Source organism: Phaeodactylibacter xiamenensis (genome assembly GCF_000759025.1).
In the GTDB taxonomy this organism is placed as follows: domain Bacteria; phylum Bacteroidota; class Bacteroidia; order Chitinophagales; family Saprospiraceae; genus Phaeodactylibacter; species Phaeodactylibacter xiamenensis.
Genome location: NZ_JPOS01000018.1, coordinates 51,031 through 70,308 on the forward strand (window position 1 = coordinate 51,031; position 19,278 = coordinate 70,308).

General features: G+C 54.2%; 11 protein-coding genes and 1 pseudogene. 4 read left to right on the forward strand and 8 right to left on the reverse strand.

Annotated features, from left to right (window positions below):
• The first annotated feature begins 313 nt into the window (after nucleotides 1-313).
• Nucleotides 314-3,385, forward strand: coding sequence for a SusC/RagA family TonB-linked outer membrane protein (locus IX84_RS06990; protein WP_072013646.1), 3,072 nt, complete (start codon nucleotides 314-316; stop codon nucleotides 3,383-3,385).
• A gap of 44 nt (nucleotides 3,386-3,429) precedes the next feature.
• The gene (locus IX84_RS06995) at nucleotides 3,430-5,202 is read left to right on the forward strand and encodes a RagB/SusD family nutrient uptake outer membrane protein (RefSeq protein WP_044218032.1); all 1,773 of its coding nucleotides are present in this window, start codon (nucleotides 3,430-3,432) and stop codon (nucleotides 5,200-5,202) included.
• A gap of 98 nt (nucleotides 5,203-5,300) precedes the next feature.
• On the opposite strand, the pseudogene IX84_RS32825 reads toward IX84_RS06995, so the two are convergent.
• A pseudogene (locus IX84_RS32825) lies at nucleotides 5,301-5,522 on the reverse strand (phytanoyl-CoA dioxygenase family protein); the annotation flags it as partial.
• A gap of 210 nt (nucleotides 5,523-5,732) precedes the next feature.
• Between IX84_RS32825 and IX84_RS07000 the strand changes: the two are divergent.
• Together IX84_RS07000 and IX84_RS07005 are read left to right on the forward strand one after the other, a co-directional pair.
• On the forward strand, nucleotides 5,733-7,571 hold the full coding sequence (locus IX84_RS07000) for a T9SS type A sorting domain-containing protein (protein ID WP_044218034.1): 1,839 nt from the start codon (nucleotides 5,733-5,735) through the stop codon (nucleotides 7,569-7,571).
• An 89-nt stretch (nucleotides 7,572-7,660) separates the two neighbouring features.
• Entirely contained in the window at nucleotides 7,661-10,801 is a 3,141-nt protein-coding gene (locus IX84_RS07005) for a T9SS type B sorting domain-containing protein (protein ID WP_081968650.1), read from the forward strand.
• A gap of 132 nt (nucleotides 10,802-10,933) precedes the next feature.
• Here IX84_RS07005 and IX84_RS07010 read toward each other — a convergent pair whose 3' ends face one another.
• From IX84_RS07010 to IX84_RS07040, 7 genes are all read right to left on the reverse strand, one after another.
• Nucleotides 10,934-11,743 (reverse strand): phytanoyl-CoA dioxygenase family protein, encoded by an 810-nt coding sequence (locus IX84_RS07010; protein ID WP_044218038.1) that lies wholly within the window; start codon nucleotides 11,741-11,743, stop codon nucleotides 10,934-10,936.
• A 94-nt stretch (nucleotides 11,744-11,837) separates the two neighbouring features.
• The gene (locus IX84_RS07015; RefSeq protein ID WP_044218674.1) at nucleotides 11,838-13,271 is read right to left on the reverse strand and encodes a sugar porter family MFS transporter; all 1,434 of its coding nucleotides are present in this window, start codon (nucleotides 13,269-13,271) and stop codon (nucleotides 11,838-11,840) included.
• 255 nt (nucleotides 13,272-13,526) lie between these two features.
• Nucleotides 13,527-14,405 (reverse strand): RluA family pseudouridine synthase, encoded by an 879-nt coding sequence (locus IX84_RS07020; RefSeq protein ID WP_044218040.1) that lies wholly within the window; start codon nucleotides 14,403-14,405, stop codon nucleotides 13,527-13,529.
• Between the two features lie 162 nt (nucleotides 14,406-14,567).
• Nucleotides 14,568-15,806: an efflux RND transporter periplasmic adaptor subunit gene (locus IX84_RS07025; protein WP_044218042.1), complete on the reverse strand. Its 1,239-nt coding sequence runs from the start codon at nucleotides 15,804-15,806 to the stop codon at nucleotides 14,568-14,570.
• A 32-nt stretch (nucleotides 15,807-15,838) separates the two neighbouring features.
• A complete protein-coding gene (locus IX84_RS07030; RefSeq protein WP_052515840.1) occupies nucleotides 15,839-17,089 on the reverse strand; it encodes an ABC transporter permease in 1,251 nt (416 codons plus the stop codon).
• Nucleotides 17,090-17,094: 5 nt separating this feature from the next.
• A complete protein-coding gene (locus IX84_RS07035) occupies nucleotides 17,095-18,318 on the reverse strand; it encodes an ABC transporter permease (protein WP_044218046.1) in 1,224 nt (407 codons plus the stop codon).
• A complete protein-coding gene (locus IX84_RS07040; protein ID WP_044218049.1) occupies nucleotides 18,311-19,018 on the reverse strand; it encodes an ABC transporter ATP-binding protein in 708 nt (235 codons plus the stop codon). Before IX84_RS07040 ends, IX84_RS07035 begins: the two co-directional genes overlap by 8 nt.
• Nucleotides 19,019-19,278: the final 260 nt, after the last annotated feature.

A 19,278-nucleotide genomic window follows, 5' to 3' on the forward strand; every position in this document is an offset into this window, starting at 1 on the left:
TTTGGGTATCAATTCGCTAGTTAGCCTGCCGGGAAGTATACCCTGTATGCACAGGCAGGCCACACAACTATTTTCCTGATCTAAGTCGGGCCTTCACGGCACTGCCTCCGGCGTGGTTTGCTGCGCCGGTCTCCTGGTGAGCATTAGTGCTGAACTAATGTGACAGGATCACCGTGTACCCGTAAGCCCCCAAATAGCCTGTCCCAATAAGAAATGCACTGCAAATGCCTTGCGGTGTCCTGATCGTCTACGTTGCAGCCGGAAAAGTGCCGCTGCCGACACTCACTTTTATTAACTTAAAACCATACAGTCCATGAGATTTATGCGACTAAAAGCCTTTATTCCAGGCTTACTCATTTGCGGGAGCTTCCTGCAAGCCGTTGCTGCACCAGGCAACATTAAAACTGGTGTACAACTAAAAGGCAGGGAGGCTTACCTTGTCGAATCAACCGCTTCCGTCACTGAAGCCAGGCCCATTTCCGGCCAGGTTACAGATGAATCAGGGGAACCCCTCGTTGGCGCAACCGTACAGGTCAAAGGTGCCGTTACCGGTACCGTTACCGATGTGGACGGTAAGTTTACCATTCAGGTGGAGGATGATGCGGTGCTTATCATTTCCTACATCGGCTACATTTCAGAAGAAGTTTCCGTAGCCGGGCTATCCAACATTCAGCTACAGCTGAAGCCCAATGCTACTCAACTGGACGATGTTGTCGTAGTTGCCTACGGTACGCAGAAGAAATCAGATGTCACCGGCGCTATTGGCGGGGTGGACTCCGACGAGTTCAACCGGGGCGTAGTGACCAACCCCGGACAGCTCCTGCAGGGCAAAGTGGCTGGTGTCAACGTCTCCAATGTGAGCGGTGAGCCGGGTGCAGCCCAAAATGTGATCATCCGGGGTATTGGTAGTTTGCGCTCGGGTACGACCCCGCTCTACGTGATCGACGGTTTCGTACTGGACAACTCCGGTACCGGTGTGGCCAACAACCCGCTGAACTTCATCAACCCGAATGATATCGCAAGCATCGATGTCCTGAAAGACGCTTCGGCAGCAGCGATCTACGGTGCCCGGGCTTCCAACGGTGTTATCGTAATTACGACTAAGAAAGGGCAGGAAGGCAAAGCCGAAACTACCCTTTCCACGTCCAGAGCAGTCTCCACCATCGCCCGCAAGCTTCCGGTCTTTGGTGCAGATGAGTTCCGGCAGCAGGTCACAGCTATCGGCGGCCGGCTGGAAGACTTTGGCGGCAACACGGACTGGCAGGATGAGCTGACGCAGACCGGAATTTCCAACAACGTCAACCTGTCGGTAAACGGAGCGGCCAATGAGCGCTTTTCCTACTACGCTTCCCTAGGTTACCAGGACCAGGAGGGTATCCTGCAAAACAGCAACCTGGAGCGCTACTCCGGCAAGCTTAACGTAACGCAGAAAGGGCTGGGCGGCCGCCTCAGCATCGATTTGAACCTCACCGCTGCGCATACCAAGAACCTGCGCCCCAACATCTCTTCCACACTGGTCGACATGCTGGAGTTCAACCCCACCCTACCTGCCCGAGACGAAAATGGCAACCCCCGCCTGCTGGACGAAAACCGCCTGAACCCGCTGGTACGCAATGACATCTATTCCGACAATTCCATCAACAACCGGATCCTGGCTAATATCGCTCCGTCTCTTGAAATCGTCAAAGGGCTGACTTATAAGCTGAACTTCGGTGTGGACTATTCCACCACTTCCAGAAACGTGCAGTGGAAACCCTACGCGCCTCTGGCGGGCTTTGAAGGCTCCCTGAACTCCATTGAAGTGGAAAACGAAAACCAGCTGGTGGAAAACACCCTGACGTACCAGTTTGAAGCCGGCAGAAGCAGCTTCAACATTCTCGCAGGCCATTCTTACCAGAACCTATTCGTTACTTCCCGGTCTACGTCCTTTGAGCGGTTTGTGGACAACGGCATCGACCCCGTTTACCAGGACCACACGAGCCCGGACGACCTGAGAACGACCGTGAATGCGGCCGCTGAAGAAAATGAGCTGCAGTCCTTCTTCGGAAGGGTTAACTACAGCTTCGACGGCAAATACTTGTTTACCGGTACCATGAGAGCAGACGGCTCTTCAAAGTTTGGCGGCAACAACAAGTACGGCTACTTCCCCTCTCTGGCGGTGGGCTGGAACATCACAAGGGAAGACTTCTTCTCCAATACGGCTTTCGATAACCTGAAGCTGAGAGCCAGCTGGGGACAGACCGGCAACCAGGAAATCCCTTCAAAAATCACTCAGGAGAGCTTCAATGAATCCCGTGCCCAGAGTGGCGGCGCATCCAACAACACCTATCCGCTGGAGCCCGATCAGCTCACCCTGGATCAATACCCATTCGGGGTGACCTTCACCCGCCTAGCCAACCCAAATATTCAGTGGGAAGTGTCTACGCAGACCAACGTTGGCCTGGACTTCGCCTTGTTTGACTACCGCTTGACCGGTACCCTCGACTACTTCAACAAGGTGTCAGACAACATCCTGCTTGAAATCTCACCGGCTGACCCGATTCAGCCTACGGCTACCTTCTGGACCAACATCCCCAACATGGAGATCCGCAACAGCGGCTTTGAGCTGTCGCTGGACTTGGGCAGCGACCCGACAAAGGAATTCCGCTGGAACATCGGTGGCAATATCTCTTTGATCGATAATGAAATCATCGATTCTCCATTCTCCGTGCTCGTAACGGGTACGGCTTCCGGTGCCGGGCAAACGGGCGCCACCATCAATGGCTACATTAACGGAGAGCCCATCGGTGCTTTCTATATGCAAACCTTCGACGGTATCGGTGAAGACGGGCTCAACCGCTTCGTAGATACCAATGGCGATGGTGCTATTCTGGATGATGACCGGACGGTGGTCGGGTCTGCACTGCCGAACACCCTGTACGGTTTCTACCTGAACCTGAACTACAAGAATTTCGACCTCGGCGTGAACTTCAACGGTGCTGCCGGCAACAAGGTGTACAACCACACTGCTATGAGCAGCTTCATCAAAGGCAAGCTGGCGGTATCTTCCAATACCACCGACTTTGCAGTAGAGTTCCCGGAAGAGGAGATTACCAACTTCAACGAAGTATCCACCCGCTTCCTGGAAGACGGCGACTTCCTCCGGTTGAACAACCTCACGCTGGGGTACAACCTGAATACACAGCGGCTGGGCATTGGAAACGCCATTCAGCGGGCACGCCTGTCCCTGACCGGGCAGAACCTGCTGCTGATCACCAACTACTCTGGTTTTGATCCGGAAGTGAACGCAGGCAGTGTCGCCGGCGGTATTCAGACCTTTGGTATCGACCGGTTTGCTTACCCCTCAGCAAGGACCTTCCTGGTAGGCCTGGATATCACTTTCTAATCAGCCGTATTCAACTTTTTATCTGACTTTTTACACCAACAATAATGAAAAAGCAACATTTTTATAAAACCCTTTTCCTGACGGCACTGCTCTGCATGCAGTGGAGCTGTACCGACCTGGAGGAGAATGTACTGGATGAATCTTTCGCCGGCACTGGCCAGGCAGAAATCATTAGCGGTGCGATTGCGCCGGCTTATGGCTACATTAGGAACGGCGTATGGAGGCACACCATTTATTTTGGCCTGCAGGAAGTCTCTTCTGATGAAGCCATCCTTCCGGCACGGGGCGGAACAGACTGGTTTGACGGCGGAAAATACATCGCCCTGCACGCTCATCAGGTGACCCCTACCAATGAGGTCATCACAGATTCCTGGAATGGCGTGACGACCAACATCTCCCGGGCATTGTCCGCTATCGAAGTGCTCCGCCCGCTTGCGGATGCAGGAGACACAGAAGCCGAGGGTGCACTGTACGAGATGATTACCCTGCGCGCTTACCTGAATATGCTCATGCTGGAAAGCTGGGGCCTGGTGTTCCAGAAGGAAAACTCCACAGAAACTTCCCGCATCCTGAGAGGGCAGGAAGCCATTGACTACATCCAAAGCGAACTGGAGTCTGTGGTAGACGTGATCAACACCGATAAAGGCACAGGCCGGTTCACACAGGGCGCTGTCTGGGGGCTTCTGGCAAGGCTGCACCTGAATGCGGCCGTGTACCGTGACCCTTATGGTACGCCTAACTTCACAGCGGAGGACATGGACAAGGTGATTGAGTATTCTGATCTCATCATCAATTCCGGCCGCTACGCACTGGAGTCGGAGTACTTTGACCTGTTCAATGACGACAACAACGGCAACCCTGAGCTGATCTTCGCATTGGACCAAAGAGGGCAGTTGTCCAACGAGCAAGGCAGATGGGCCTACTGGTCGGTTTCCGGCGCTTACCTGGCGCGCCCGGAGTGGATTGCAGACGGCAACCCTGACGGCACCAACGGGCCGGCTATGACACCGGACTTCTATCAGACTTGGGTGGATGCCTATGGCGATATCGACCCGGCGGATGCCGATGCCCGCTTCTACAAGCGTAATGTGATGGTCCCTGAGGAATTGCAGGACCTGACGGGTCTTTCTCCGGCCAATGACGAAGACCACTTTTTCTGCGTGCCCCCATTGGATTTCCAGATGGACCGGGGTATTCTACGCGGCGTTCAGTGGGGCCCAAGAGAAGGCCCGGACGGCAACTTCCTGGCTTGCGCTGATGGTTCCGCCCGCATTTATCCGGTACGGGAAGACGCGACAAGCTCCGTGAGAGAAGCCGAAGAAGAAGTGTACGTTACCCACGTGGTAGACATCAACTTCACCACGGAAGGCAGCTTCCACAACACCGGCTACCGCTACGCCAAGCATCAGTTCAGCCGTACTTCGCCCAACGGCACCTCCAATAGCAGTGTGGACATCGTCCTGCTGCGCCTCGGAGAAGTGTACCTGAACCGGGCAGAAGCCAAATTCCGCAAAGGGGACGTGGCCGGCGCTCTGGAAGACATCAACACCCTACGCACGGCCAGAAATGCCCGCCCGGAACAAACACCTGCACCACTCAGTGATATTGACCTTGAGCGCCTCTACGACGAGCGCGGTTTCGAACTATACTGGGAAGGCCACCGCCGTAATGACCAAATCCGCTTTGGCAAATATGAGGACACCTGGACTGAGAAGAACAGCACAGACGTGAACAAGCGCCTGTTCCCTATCCCGCAGAGCGCGATTGACGGCGCTTCTGTTTTGGACGGATTCCTGGTACAGAACCGGGGATACTAAACCTACTCTATGGCTAAATAAGCCTGAAGCGTAAAAAAGCGAAGGCAGCAGTATCAAATGTGGTACTGCTGCCTTTTTTGTGATATGAGGTCGGGGCGCTAAATCAGCACCGGGTTCAGCGGCGTACCAATGACCGCTCCAATTTTCGCACCCGGGCACCAGGTTTTCCAGTCGTTTTCCTGGCCCGAGTTGGTCGGGGCTTTCAGCCGCATGTCTTTGTCCATGTAGATGATGGTCATCACTTTGCGCATGTATGGGCTTTGATTAGCCCCGGCTCGGTGGAATACCCATCCGGAATGGAAGCGGACTTCGCCCGTGCCAGGCGGCGGCAGGCGTATTCACCCCTCACTGCAAATCCACAATGTTAAATCTGCGTAAACGGCTTGGAGCTATCACCTAAATTTTATATTTTTAAGAAAATAACGCGTAATACACAAAAATACAGGCAGCTGCAAATTCCAAGCCCAACCGCGTGATCTGAAAACAACCGTTGTTCAAAAAACACCAGGACAACCCCAAAAACTGTTGATATGAAAAATACAACATTGTTTTTTCTTTTCTTTTCTTTTCTTTTCTCTAATCATTTGGTAATGGCACAGTCGGGTAATTGTACGGATTACTCTTTATGCTTTGAAAAAAGGGTAGACAGTAATGGCGATACGATAATTGACGTGCTGCTGTTCAATCCGCCGGATTCCATAGAGGGATTAAGAGTTACGGTTGATTTATCCTCAGAAGCCTTTGATGTTACCGCTTTTGATATTGATACTGTATTGCTCGTAGGTACTCCTATTTATGTTGAGGGATCATTGGAAGATGAGCTTCGCTCAGAGAACACTTATTTTGATGACCCTAAAATTGTAACAGAGGATACCATAAAATTGTACTCTTTCACAGCCAATGGTCCTCCGGGCGGCTGTATTGACGTATCTTTTGGATTTACTAATTCACTTGTTTCAGCTGAAAATGGATTTGAGGGATGCGCACCAGATTCACTGGCTCTCGTGAATTGTGCAACTACATTGTGTTTTCCAAGTGTAGAAATTTCCGGAGTGGTAGAGGCGCTCGTTGATTGTCAGGATTCCGTAGCTAATGACTTTGGCATGAGAGATGTAATTGTTTCTGTTTATCAGGATTTAAGCTCGGCTCCTTATGATAGTGGCCGGACGACAAACCAGGGCGATTACGGTGTGCTCGTGGCGCCGGGCCATGATTATGTGGTTACCCCGACCATAGACACCTCCAGATATATCGATACTTGCGGAGTAACTGAAGTGGATGTTGCTAGGACAAGGGAACATATTTTAGGCACTGACCATTTTGACTATCCTTATGAGTTCATCGCCGCGGATGCCAGTCAAGATGGGACAGTTAACACTAGTGACCTGATACTTATTGCGAGTGCAATAGTCGGCGATACTACATTCTTTGATTATTTAGGCTGGGAGTTTATCCTATTAGAAGAATACCTTTCGCTAGATGATACGCCTTTGGATACATCGGCAATTAACTCCGTGAGCAATAGCGATACCCTCTCCAATTTAAATTTTAACGCTTCTGTATCCTTTATTGGCATAAAAATTGGAGACGTTAACCTAACCTGTTCAGCGTGTTATACCCCTGCAGAAAGTGGTAGCCGGTCAGTCGATCTGCGGCTTTTGTCCGGAACGTCAGATACGGAAAAGTTCGAATTGCGCTTTCCTGCCAATGTGAACTTAGGAGGCACAATTGAAGTACCATTATATGCCAGTGACTTTACTTCAGAGGGTGTAATGGGGCTTCATTTGTGGGCAGATCCCTCATATCTGACCTTTGAAGAGGCGACACCAGCTCATTTGCCCGAGCATCAATATTTCCTATATACTGTCAATGAGCCAGACCGGCTCAGCATGCTGTGGTTCAATGATTTGGAAGGGGGCGCTACAGTCGATAGTGATAAACCGCTGGTTATACTGAAGATGAAAGTGCATGCCCTGCCTGTGGAATGGAGTAGCGCGATTAATTTACAAAACCTTCCTGACAGAAATAAGGTCTACCCGGATGGTACTATTGTAGGACACCCGATCAGCCTAAAGGTATCTGTACAAAGTGAAGCCCGAACTAGCGAGAGTGGGTTATACCTTCACAAGGTACAAAACCCTTTCCACGATGAGCTGCGTTTCAGCGTTACTTCGAAGGTTGATGCTGCCACGAACATAGAATTATTAAATTTGAATGGAGAGCAGGTTCTACAACTGCGCAGAATATTACATTCGGGCAGGAACGACCTGATACTTACTGACGTTTCCCAACTGCTCTCAGGTACTTATCTGCTTCGGATTGTAAGCGATGATGGCAGTACGTCAACTCAGAAAATAATCAAACAGTAGACCTTCACCCCTAAAGCGTTCATTCAAAAGCCAGGCTCGCGCCCCAGCGAGCTTGGCCTTTGCATTGTTTCTGCCAACTACATAATACCATGAAAAAGAGCATACGCCTCCAAAATCTTTTTGTCTGTGCACTCATTGTTATGGCCTACGCAACTCCTGTTTTAGGGCAGGAAATCCTGGTGACTTATCGGAATGGGATAAATGGGCCTACTAATGTAGGTATTCTAAATCCTTCTGAATGTGCATTCTCTGTGGTTGATACGTCAATTGCATCTGGTATAGACGCTCCTTTTTTTAGTTATACACCTTCGGGACAATTGTACGCCCTAAGTCTTCAGAGCGGCGACTTCTATTCTGTCAATTTAAACGATGGCTCCTTATCATACATCGGCTCTTTTAACACGAATTTTGGAGAAATACAGTTCGTTAACGACAGTATCTTCTACGCTATAAGACTCGAAGGGATGATTGGTGCGGTAGGTATTGCCAATGTAAATACCGGAGAGACTGAAATTTTAACTACGACGGAGACTGACCCTGTCGGCTATGGGTTTGGCTTGACCATCAGGAACGACAGCCTGTATTACGGAGATGGTTTTGGTATTCATTACATGGACCGGGAGAATTTCCAAAATAGCGAAATGGTCATCCCGCTAGACATTTTTGAAGAAGGAGCCATTGACGATATGGTCACGCTACAATTATCCTGCGACAGCACCATCACCTATGGCTTTAGGTGGGTCCCCTTTGAAGAGCGGTACTTCATGGACATTATAGATTTCGAAAACCAACAAAGGATAGACATCGGCTGCGAACTGCCATTTCGCATAAGATCGGCTGCATCACCGCTTGAGCTTACACCGCCTGCCTGCACTCTAGTTGTAGACCCCGACCTGGACGACAGCACCGCCCCATTGCTGTCTTACGCTGCCGATACGGCCTGTGCACCAGGTGCCCTGCCGGTGGTGGACGGTGATGCCGGAATTGAATCTGAGCTCGGTTATGTGGACTCCATCCGCGTACTGCTTGAGGGCACTTTAGACGGCGCCGCCGAGTCCCTGAGTTTTCTCGGCCAGGACAGCATACAAGTCAGCGGGGGCGGCAGCGCCCTCCTGCTCAGCGCGCCCCTCCGCCCAAGCATTCAGGCTTGGGAACAAGCCCTGCAGGCCCTGCGCTACAGCAATACCGCTATGCCGCTTCAGGCGGGCGAGCGTCAAGTCCGCTTCATCGCTTACGCTGCAAATAATGTATCAGACACAGCCCATGCCCGGCTGCCCTTATTCAGCAGTACGCCCTCCGCAGGAGAAGACGCTTCGGTTACCGCCTGCCCGGGCGCCGCCCCATTCCAGCTGCTGGACAGCCTGGCTGGCAGCCCTGCCCCCGGCGGGCAGTGGCAGCCGGGCAGCGGCTCCTTCGACCCGGCAACAGACGCCCCCGGCACCTACCTTTACATACAGAGCAGCGCCGGGTGCCCATCGGATACCGCTGTGGCCACCGTAGAAATTGCGGATGCGCCCGCTTTCAGCCTGGGCGCGGATACCATCTTGTGCCCCGGTGGCAGCCTGCTGCTGCAAGCACCCGCCGGGCTGCAAAATTACTCATGGAGCGACGGCAGCAGCGGGGCCTCCCTGCTCGCACAAGGCCCGGGGAGCTTTTGGCTGCAGGCAGCCAATTCAGCAGGCTGTGCCGCTGCCGATACCATCGAGCTGGCCTTTTCTGACCTTTCAGGCGTAAGCCTGCAGCCCAGCCCGGCGCTCTGCCGGGGGGGCAGCAGCGGCAGCATCCTCGCAGCGCCGCAGGGCGGGCTGCCCCCTTACAGCTACCACTGGACGGGCGGCATTGCGGGCAACCCGCTCAGCGGCATGCCCGCAGGCACCTATAGCCTTACCGTAACGGATGCAGCAGGCTGCACACAAGCGGCTACTGCCGAAATCACCGAGCCGGCAGAGCCCGTCCTTTCCCAGGAAAGCCTTCAGCTCTGCAGCGGCGACACCTTCACCTGGCAGGGGGTAGCCTACACAGCAGATACGCTGCTCACCACCCTTTACACTACAGCGGAAGGGTGCGACTCTGCTTATCAGCTACAGCTCGTGTTCACCAGCGCCATCCTGATAGAAGAAGAAGCCACCGCCTGCGAAGGCGAGCCCTACAGCTGGCAGGGGCAGCTGCTCTCACAAGATACCACGGCCTGCATCACTTACGCCAGCAGCAGCGGCTGCGACTCCACGCACTGCCTGACGCTGGCCGTCCTGCCTGCCCCTGATGCCGGGCTGCCCGACAGCCTTTTGCTGTGCGGGGGAAGCACAGCCGTTTTGCAGGCCGGGCCCGCCGCCGGGTACACCTGGCTGGACGGGTCGCAGGGCAGCAGCATTGAAGTGGGCAGCCCTGGCCTGTACAGCGTTACCCTGACGGGCGATAATGGCTGCGTGGGCAATGGCTCCACGGAGGTGCTCCTGGTGCCGCCCCTCAGTGCAGCCTTCAGCCTCCTGCCGCCAGGCTGCACTGGGGAAGAGAACGGTGAAATTACGGTAGCAGGCCTGGAAGGCGGCAGCCCGCCCTACCAGTATGAGCTGTCGGGCAGTGCGCCGCAATCCAGCCCTGTCTTTGCCGGGCTGCCCGCGGGCAGTTACGAGCTGGGCATATCCGGCTCAAACGGCTGCAGGCTCGACACTGTATTGGTTTTGCCAGGCCCAGTACCGGTTACGGCAGATGCCGGGCCCGCCCGCTCTATCGTACCGGGGGAAGCTGCCCCCCTGCTGGGCAGTACCAATCTTTTGGTACCCATAGTGCAATGGTCGCCCCCGGAGGGACTGTCCTGTACGGACTGCCTGACTCCCCAAGCCAGCCCGGCGCAGACGCAGCTCTACCAGCTGCAGGTGACAGATAGCCTGGGCTGCACCGCCTCAGATGAAGTGCTGGTAACGGTAGAGGAGCGGCAGGGCTTTGCTATGCCCAACGCATTTTCGCCCAATGGCGACGGGCGCAATGATGCCTTAGGACCGGTCTTTGCCATGCAGGAGCTACGGGTACGGCGGTTTATGGTGTTCAACCGGTGGGGCGCAATGCTGCACGAGCGGGAAAACCTGCCCATTGGCGACCCGGGCCTGCCCTGGGACGGTACCTTCAAGGGGCAGGCTGCCCCGGTTGAAGTCTACGCCTATTACATCGAGGTCGAATGGCCGGACGGGCGGGTACAGCAGGACCAGGGGGAAGTCAGCCTTCTAAGGTAGGACGGAGAAATGAGGCAGCGCCAGCCTTTTTAACTCCCAGTCGGTCCACAGGCAGGCATTCAATTTTAAAAAGTGAAGGCAGCAGTACCACATTTGATACTGCTGCCTTTTTTGTGATAGGGTGACGGGGCGCTAAATCAGCACCGGGTTCAGCGGCGTTTCAATGACCGCTCCGATTTCTGCACCCGGGCACCAGGTTTTCCAGTCGTTTTCCTGGCCCGAGTTGGCCGGCGCTTTCAACCGCATGCCTTTGTCCATGTAGATGATGGTCATTACTTTACGCATGTAGGAGCTTTGATTAGCACCTGCGCGGTGGAATACCCATCCGGAATGGAAGCTGATTTCCCCGAGGTCAAACGGCTCTACAATGTGTTCAAAGTCTGTTACCCGGAGGGTTTCCCGAATCTGCTGTTCGCTTTCATCGGAAATAGAGAGTTCCCGGCCTGTCTTGATCTGTTGGCTGCCGGCGCTAAATTCCAGCGGGCCCATATCGAGCGGAGTGGCTTGGAGCGGAATCCAGGCCGTGATGGCTTTATCGGTAGACAGGGGCCAGTAATGCTGATCGGCATGCCAGGGAGTAATGCCTCCACCGGCTTCCTTGAAGAGCGCCTGATCGTGGTACAAGCGCACCCCATCGACCTGCATCAGCTGTGCTGCCAGGCTCGCCAACCGCTTGCTAAATACCAGTAGCCTGATGGCTTCATCCTCCTGCCAGAGGTTGAACAACTGCAGGAAAGCTTTACCATAAGTGTCCCGCTCCTCCAATGGCTGTTCCGCTTTTCGCAATTCATTCACTTTCCGGCTGATGACCTCATTGAAGTAGTGAATGGTCTCCGCATTCAGTACTTCCTTAATTTTGATGAAATTAAACTTTTGGTAGAACCCGATTTGGGCAGCGGTGAGCTGCAGGGGCTCATTCAGGTGGTTCAGGATGGCTTCCATCTTGATGATTTAGGTTAGTAGAAAAAAGAGCTTGTCTAAACAGGGTATGATCAGACAAGCTCTTGCTGTGGAAGCTATACGGGATGGTTTGGCATTACGCCTGCGCGCCGCCACGCTCCAGCGCCGCCTCTTCCCGGGACATATCCTCCAGCGTCTTGCCTTTGGTCTCTTTCACGTAGAATTTCACAAAGAAGTAAGCGACCAGCCCGAAGAAAGCGTAGATACCGTAGGACAGCCCCAGTCCGATGCCGGCAAGCAAGATGGGAAAGCTGATGGTAATCAGGAAGTTGGCACCCCATTGCGCCAGGCCGCAAAGGGCCAGTGCTGCGCCCCGGTATTGGTTGGGGAACATCTCGCCCAGCATCACCCACATCACCGGGCCCCAGGAGAAGGCAAAGAAGGCAATGTATCCGTTGGCCGCCAGGAGAGCGTAAGTGCCCTGACTGGAAGACAGCTCTATCCCGTCCGGCCCGCTGGAAGCTGCGTTGGAGAAAATGTACGCCATGATGCCCAGCATCACCGCCTGCCCGATGGAGCCAACCAAAAGGAGGGGCTTCCGGCCCAGCCGGTCTACCAAAACGATGGCCACGATGGTGAAGAAAATATTGACGCTACCAGTGATCACGTTCTGCAACAGGGCATCCGCTTCTGTGAAGCCGGCTGCCTGCCACAGGGTAGCCCCGTAGTAGAAAATCACATTAATGCCCGTGAACTGCTGCAGCACCGCCAGGCCCAGCCCTGCCCAGACCAGCGGGTGTATCTTACCGGTGTAAGAACTGATCACGTCCTTCAGGCGGGGCTTGGTGCCTTCGCGCAGGGTGGAACGGATATCCGCTACCTTTTCTTCGGCATCCTCATCGGGTGCAATGCCCGCCAGGACCTGTGCTGCCTCGGCTTCCCGGCCCGCTGCCACCAGATAGCGGGGCGATTCCGGGATGGTCAGCAAGGCAAACAAGAAGATCGCCGCTGGAATAATTTCCGCCCAGAACATCCACTGCCAGGTTTGGAAGCCGCCCCAGAAGACCTCTGATGCGCCACCCGATTGTCCGGCCAGCCAGTAGTTGCTCATAAAGGCCATGAAAAGCCCGATCACGATCATCAGTTGCTGCAGGGTAGCCAGGCTGCCCCGAATTTTAGGCGGCGCAATCTCACTGATGTAGGCCGGTGCCAGCACACTCGCTGCTCCCATGGATACGCCACCCAGTATACGGTAAAGCACAAACTCTACCGAGCCATCGGAAATGCCCGAGCCCCAGGCGCTGATCGTGAAGCCGATCGCCGTAACGATCATGACCGGCTTACGGCCAAACTTATCGGCAGCTGTACCGGCAAAAAAGGCACCGGCCATAGCGCCCAGCAAAACGGAGGCCACATTAAACCCGGTAACCGCGGCATCCGAATCAAAGGCTAACTGAAGGGCATCAACGGTGCCGTTAATGACTCCGCTGTCGAACCCAAAGAGGAAACCGCCGAGCGCGGCAATTCCACTGATAAAAATTAGACTGATTTTTTTTGGTTGACTCTCCATGTTGTTTTGGTTTTCGGCAGTACCCTTGCTAAAGTGGTGGAGCACAGCCAATGGTTTCGTTTTGTTTTGCCCCAACCATGCCGTAGCTGGCAAAGGGCAGTGATGCGTCGTTGATTGTTTTATAGCGGAAAGATAGTGTTATTCAAACAATAAGCACCCATTTCCCACGGGAGAAATTTAAGAAAACACACCGGACTTATGGAATTAATGACGGCAATTAACGTAGAATCGTAATTTTCTTTGGTGAGGAGCCGGTTAGCTTCGTCCTTCTTCTCTGTCCAAAGTCTTGAGGAAACGCCGGGGCGGACGGATGCGCACTTCCACCTTTTCTCCGGTGTGGGGATGTGTGAAGGAGAGCCGGCAGGCACAGAGGAAGAGCCCCTTACCCAGGATGGTGTCCTTGTCTTTGGCGTAGTGCTTGTCCCCCACTATTAGGTGCCCGGCCTGCTGCAGGTGGATACGCAGCTGATGCGTGCGCCCGGTAACGGGCTGTAGTTCCACCAGGGAAAGGTGCCCGTAGACCTGCGAAGGCACCGTGCGCAGGGTTTGGAAATGGGTAACTGCCGTTTTGCCATCAATGGGCGCATCAAAGGTGCCAGAAGCCGGCGGTTGCCCGTGCACCACCGCCTGATAGGCTTTTTTCACCTGATTGTCTTCAAAAGCCTGACTCATGCTCATCAGGGCACTTTTGGTCTTAGCCAGGAGCACCAGCCCTTTAGTTGGCAAATCAATGCGGTGTACGGCAACTGGCCGAGGCAGGGCATCAGGCAGGGGCGGTGGCGGTATGCTGCCGGCCAGGGCATTTTCCACCGTCTGTACACGGTCGCCGTTGGTGGCAATGCCCCCGGGCTTATTGACGATGACGAGGTGGTCGTCTTCCCACACTACCGGCAGGTCCTGATCAAATTTGCGGGCTTTCGGCAGCCCCGCGCCTTTGAGCTGCAACTGATCGCCCTTTTGGAGAACCGTCTGCAACTGTGCCGGTTGTCCGTTGACCAGCAGCCGGCCATCGGCAATGGCTTTCTTCACTGCCGTTTTACTGCCCAGCAGCGGAAAGGCTTTCCGGCAGTAGTCGGTCAGGGAAGTGCCGGGCGTAATGCTCCGGACCCGGTGCTTTTGTTGGCGCTTGGGCATAGTACTTAGCTTTCCTGCAAAAGAACGGGGTTTGGGGCAGATTGCCAAATGCAGCAGAACGGCACCGATCACAAACAAACAAGAAACCAAAAAACACAACACCCCTGCCCGCCGTAGCCCGTACGGGCGAAGTCTGAAAACCACACTAACAAAACCCCAATCCTACCCCTTCGTCTGCACCTTCACCTCACTCGAACCATCCAGTCCGCCCAGCACTTCCACCTTAATACCATCCGAGAGGCCCAGCTCCACCTGCCGCTTCTCAAAAGAGCGGTCGCCGGTTTTGATTTCCACGTAAGTGGTATCGCTTTCGTAAAGAATATCCCGCTCCTGTATGGCCAGCACTTGCTTCCGGCGGTCCAGAATGATGTCGGCATTTGCGCTGTAGCCCGCCCGCAGGAACACATCATCGGTGGGTTTGACCGCTGCCCGTACCTCAAATTTCACGGTGCCTTCTTCGTCTTCGCCCTTTGGGGAAATGAACTCCAGGGTGGCGTCAAAGCTCTGATTGTCGATGGCGCCCACGGTCAGTAACAGGGGCATGCCTTCCTTCAGTTTGCCTACATCCGATTCATCCACTTTGCCCTCAAAGATCAGGGCGTTCATGTCGGCGACGATGGCGATGCTCGTGCCTTCATTGAAGTTGTTGCGCTCAATGACGGAAGTGCCTTCCTCCACCGGGATGTCCAGCACCATGCCATCGAGGGTAGAGGTGACGATGTTGGCTACCTGCCGGGAATTGGCGCTCGCCCCCTCCCGCAGCAGCTGCAGGTTGTTGATGGCGGCCTGTAGTTCCTGCTCGCGGATATCAACCTCCGTCTCAAACTGCTTTACGCTGTTCTGGGCCACCACTTTGGCATTTTCAAAAGCCGCACGCGCCAGCTCCAGGTCGAGCTTGAAGCGGTTGTAGTCCTGTTCGGAAATCACCCCTTCCTCGAATAAGCCACGCTGCCGGGCCTCCTCTTGCTTGGCATTCTCAAAACCAGCACGGGCTTCCTCTACGTCGAGCTGCTGCTTATTCAGATTGCGCTGCCGGGCCAGTTCGCGTTGCGCTTCCTGCAGGCGCAGGCGGGCCAGCTCCACGTTGGACTTAGCCGTGTTGATATTGACCTCACTAGGCACCAGCTTGATACGGGCGAGTTTCTGCCCTTTGGTCACCAGTTCGCCTTCTTCGACGTAGATTTCATCGACCACACCGGAGACCTGCGGCTTGACCATCACTTCCTTGCGGGGCCGGATTGCGCCGGTTGCCACAGTCTTTTTAATGATGTCCGTCTTTTCAGGCTGTACGACCTCGTAATTTTCTGCTTCTTTGGTATTGCGCTGGTAAAAGTAGATGCCCAGGCCAATGGTGGCAATAATCAGGAATGCACCGAAACCAATTAGACAACCTCTGTTCATAATAATGACTGTTTTTTATGGGTGACTTCAACTTATTCATCTTTGAGTGCGACCACCGGATTGACCCGTGCCGCATGCCGGGCGGGTATGGCCCCGGCGATAACCCCGGAAAGCGTTAGCAGGATCACGGACCCTATGCCTACCGACAGGCTGATTTCCGGATTGTGGAAATTGTCGAGTACCACATCATTGGCTCGCATCAGCGAACTGACGCCCCAGATCAGGAAAGTCCCGACGATAAGCCCCAGATAGCCCGATGTGGCGGTGATGAGGACCGACTCTGCCAGCACCATCCGAACGATACTCGATGGCGGTGCCCCCAGCGCCTTGCGCACGCCGATCTCCTTGGTGCGCTCCTTGACGGTAATAAGCATGATATTGCCCACGCCCACGATACCCGCCAGCAGGGTGCCGATACCGACAAACCAGAGGAAAGCCTGTATGCCCCCAAACAGGTTGGTGATGCTCAAAAATTCATTTTCCAGGTTGAAAGAGCCTACGCCTCTCGGATCCTCCGGATGGATGTGGTGGCGCTTTTTCAGCAAGTCCTTGACCTGTGGCTCCACCTGACTGACCAGCACATTGGGCTGTGCCATGCAGACGAAGTAGTCGATGCGCTCGCCGGTCCCAAAGGTCCGGTACATGGCCGTTAGCGGAATGACAATCGCTTCCATATCGCTCTCGGTCCAGGGCTTCACTTGCTGCGGACCAAAGGTGCCCACCACCTGGAATTCCACGCCCTGCACCCGTATGTACTGCCCAATGGGCTCTTCCTCGCCAAAGAGCAGCTCTGCCGTTCGTTGCCCGACTACTGCAACCTTGCGGGCCTCCTCAATATCACGCTCATTGATGTACCTGCCGGTGAAGAGCTTCAGGGCTTCGACTTTGATCATATTGTCCAGTTCGCCCCGGATTTCCCGGGTCTCGCCAATCTCCTTCCGGTAAACGGGGACATTATTCATGGACAACCGGGGCGCAACGTGCTGCACATCGCCCAGCGTTTCCTGAATGGCTTCAATATCATCCAAACGGAAGGTAGGGTACCGGCCCGGCTGAAAGCCCTGATAGGGCATGGTTGTGCGTTCCGGCCAGACGAACATGATGTTTTTGGCACGCTCTCCGAAGCCCCGGAAGACGCCATTCTCCAGGCCTTTGCCCATGCCCAGTACAAAGACCAGCATGAAGATGCCCCAGAATACGCCCAGGGCGGTGAGCCCGGTGCGGAGCTTGTGTTTTTTTAGGGTGGCAAGGATTTCCTGCCAGCTGTCGCGGTCTAGTAGCATAATCGTTAACTTCTCATGGCTTCAACAGGATTGATTCGGGCGGCCTGACGGGCAGGCATCCAGCCGGCCAGTGCACCGGCAATGACCAGCACCAGGGTAGCGGCCAGCCCCACTCCCAGGTCAACCTGAGGGTTGCGGAAGAAATCGACTTCCATCGACTCCATCAGGCTAATGACGCCAACACCTGCCAAAAGCCCCAGGTAGCCCGCTACAGCCGTTATGAGCACGGCCTCCTGCAGGATCATGGATATAATGGAGTAGGGCGTGGCGCCCAGCGCCTTGCGGACCCCGATTTCCCGGGTCCGGTCCTTCACCACAATCAACATGATATTACTGATACCGATGACCCCGGCAATGATGCTGCCAAGACCAACGAACCAAACGAAAATCTTGATGGCGGCAAAAAGATTAATAAAGTCCTGGTACTCTTCCGCTGCGCTAAAGATGGATACCGCCCGGCGGTCCTCCACACTAAAGTCATGCCTGGCAGCAAAGGCAGCGTGTATCTTGTTTTCCAGTTTTTTGGTCTCTTCAAGGGTAAGGTCCTTCGTCGTCAGCATGAGCTGATGCAGGCGGTTAGTGCCGGCATATACCTTTTGTGCGGTGGTGACCGGAATATAAATGATCCGCATCTCATTATCGCCCCCGGTATCGCTGTAAGTGCCCACGACGGTGTAGACAATACCTCCGATTTCGATGGCTTTGCCAATAGCATCCTCTTCCCCAAAGAGGTCCTGCTTCACAATCTTACCGATGACGGCTACCTTGCGGACCTCTTTCAGGTCTTGTTCGCTGATGTAGCGGCCGGCATCAATCAGAGTATTCTCCAGGTAGCGGTGACCGGGGTGGACCGCCCGGGTGGTAAAGGAGAGCCTTTTGTCTTTGTAGACCGTCATCTGATCGCCGGAAAGGTAGTAACGCCCGGTCAGGTGCTCGATATCGTCAAACTGCTCGCGCAGCATGTCGTAGTCTTCGTTGGTGAACTCAATGCGCCGGCCCTTGGGCAGTCCCCGGTAGGGCATAGAGGTGGTGCCATTCCGAATCCACATGCTGTTGATAGCATCGTCGCGGAATTCATACTCCACACCGTTCTGCAGGCCATCTCCCGCACCGAGTAGTATGATCAGCATAAAAATGCCCCAAAACACCCCGAGGGCAGTAAGTATGGTCCGCAGCGGATGCCGCTGAATGGAATTGAATATTTCTATCCACTTATCGGTATCAATCATGGCCCGGGGTATTTGGTGTAGCGGCTACAGGGCTTCCGTTGGATTCGATGAGTCCGTCCCGCAGGCGGATGACCTGCCGGGTCATGGCAGCGATGTCATTCTCATGCGTGACGATCAGAACAGTCATGCCATCGTTGTTCACCTTTTTGAAAATCTCCATCACCTCGTAGGAGGTTTTGGAATCCAGGGCGCCTGTCGGCTCATCCGCCAGTATGACTTTAGGCTGTGTAATCAAGGCCCGGGCGATGGCAACACGCTGCTGCTGCCCACCAGACAATTGCGTAGGCAAGTGATCAGACCAATCAGCCAGCCCGACCATGTCCAGGTATTCGACAGCACGTTTGTGGCGTTCGTTGCGGTCTACTTTTTGATAATATAGGGGCAGCGCTACATTCTCCGCAGCGGTCTTAAAAGGGAGTAAGTTGAAAGACTGGAAAACGAAGCCGATGAACCGGTTGCGGTACTGAGCAGCTTCCGTTTGCGAAAGCCCCTGTATGAGTTTGCCATCGAGGCGGTATTCCCCTTCATCGTATTCGTCCAGAATACCCAGGATGTTGAGGAGCGTAGACTTGCCGGAACCGGAAGAGCCCATGATAGAGGCAAAAGCGCCTTCTTTGAGGTGGAGGTCTATGCCTTTGAGGACTTCCAACCGGTTGTACCCGGTTTGGTAGGCTTTACGAATGTTTTTCAGTTGTATCATATACAGTCGGGTTGCAGTAGTACGGCCTGATCGGTACTTCAGGCGACTGACAAAGTTAACGCCCCTTGCCAGACAGGCACTTATTTTGGATAAAAGCCTGCAAATACTAGATGTAGATAGTGCTGGTTTTGGTGTATTACCTTATTGATGTGTTTTAAAGTCGGATTCCCCTATCAGTATTATTAGATTTGCAGGCAGCATTTTGAATGACCGTGCGTTAATACCTATGATAAGAGACAAACGTTGACTTCCGGAAGGAA

Bases quoted from the DNA above. Each gene is read 5' to 3' on its own strand.
- IX84_RS06990 (WP_072013646.1), top strand. From the start codon at position 314: ATGAGATTTATGCGACTAAAAGCCTTTATTCCAGGCTTACTCATTTGC.
- IX84_RS07040 (WP_044218049.1), bottom strand. From the start codon at position 19,018: ATGATACAACTGAAAAACATTCGTAAAGCCTACCAAACCGGGTACAAC.
- IX84_RS07010 (WP_044218038.1), bottom strand. From the start codon at position 11,743: ATGGAAGCCATCCTGAACCACCTGAATGAGCCCCTGCAGCTCACCGCT.
- IX84_RS07030 (WP_052515840.1), bottom strand. From the start codon at position 17,089: ATGCTACTAGACCGCGACAGCTGGCAGGAAATCCTTGCCACCCTAAAA.
- IX84_RS07000 (WP_044218034.1), top strand. From the start codon at position 5,733: ATGAAAAATACAACATTGTTTTTTCTTTTCTTTTCTTTTCTTTTCTCT.
- IX84_RS06995 (WP_044218032.1), top strand. From the start codon at position 3,430: ATGAAAAAGCAACATTTTTATAAAACCCTTTTCCTGACGGCACTGCTC.
- IX84_RS07025 (WP_044218042.1), bottom strand. From the start codon at position 15,806: ATGAACAGAGGTTGTCTAATTGGTTTCGGTGCATTCCTGATTATTGCC.
- IX84_RS07005 (WP_081968650.1), top strand. From the start codon at position 7,661: ATGAAAAAGAGCATACGCCTCCAAAATCTTTTTGTCTGTGCACTCATT.
- IX84_RS07035 (WP_044218046.1), bottom strand. From the start codon at position 18,318: ATGATTGATACCGATAAGTGGATAGAAATATTCAATTCCATTCAGCGG.
- IX84_RS07020 (WP_044218040.1), bottom strand. From the start codon at position 14,405: ATGCCCAAGCGCCAACAAAAGCACCGGGTCCGGAGCATTACGCCCGGC.
- IX84_RS07015 (WP_044218674.1), bottom strand. From the start codon at position 13,271: ATGGAGAGTCAACCAAAAAAAATCAGTCTAATTTTTATCAGTGGAATT.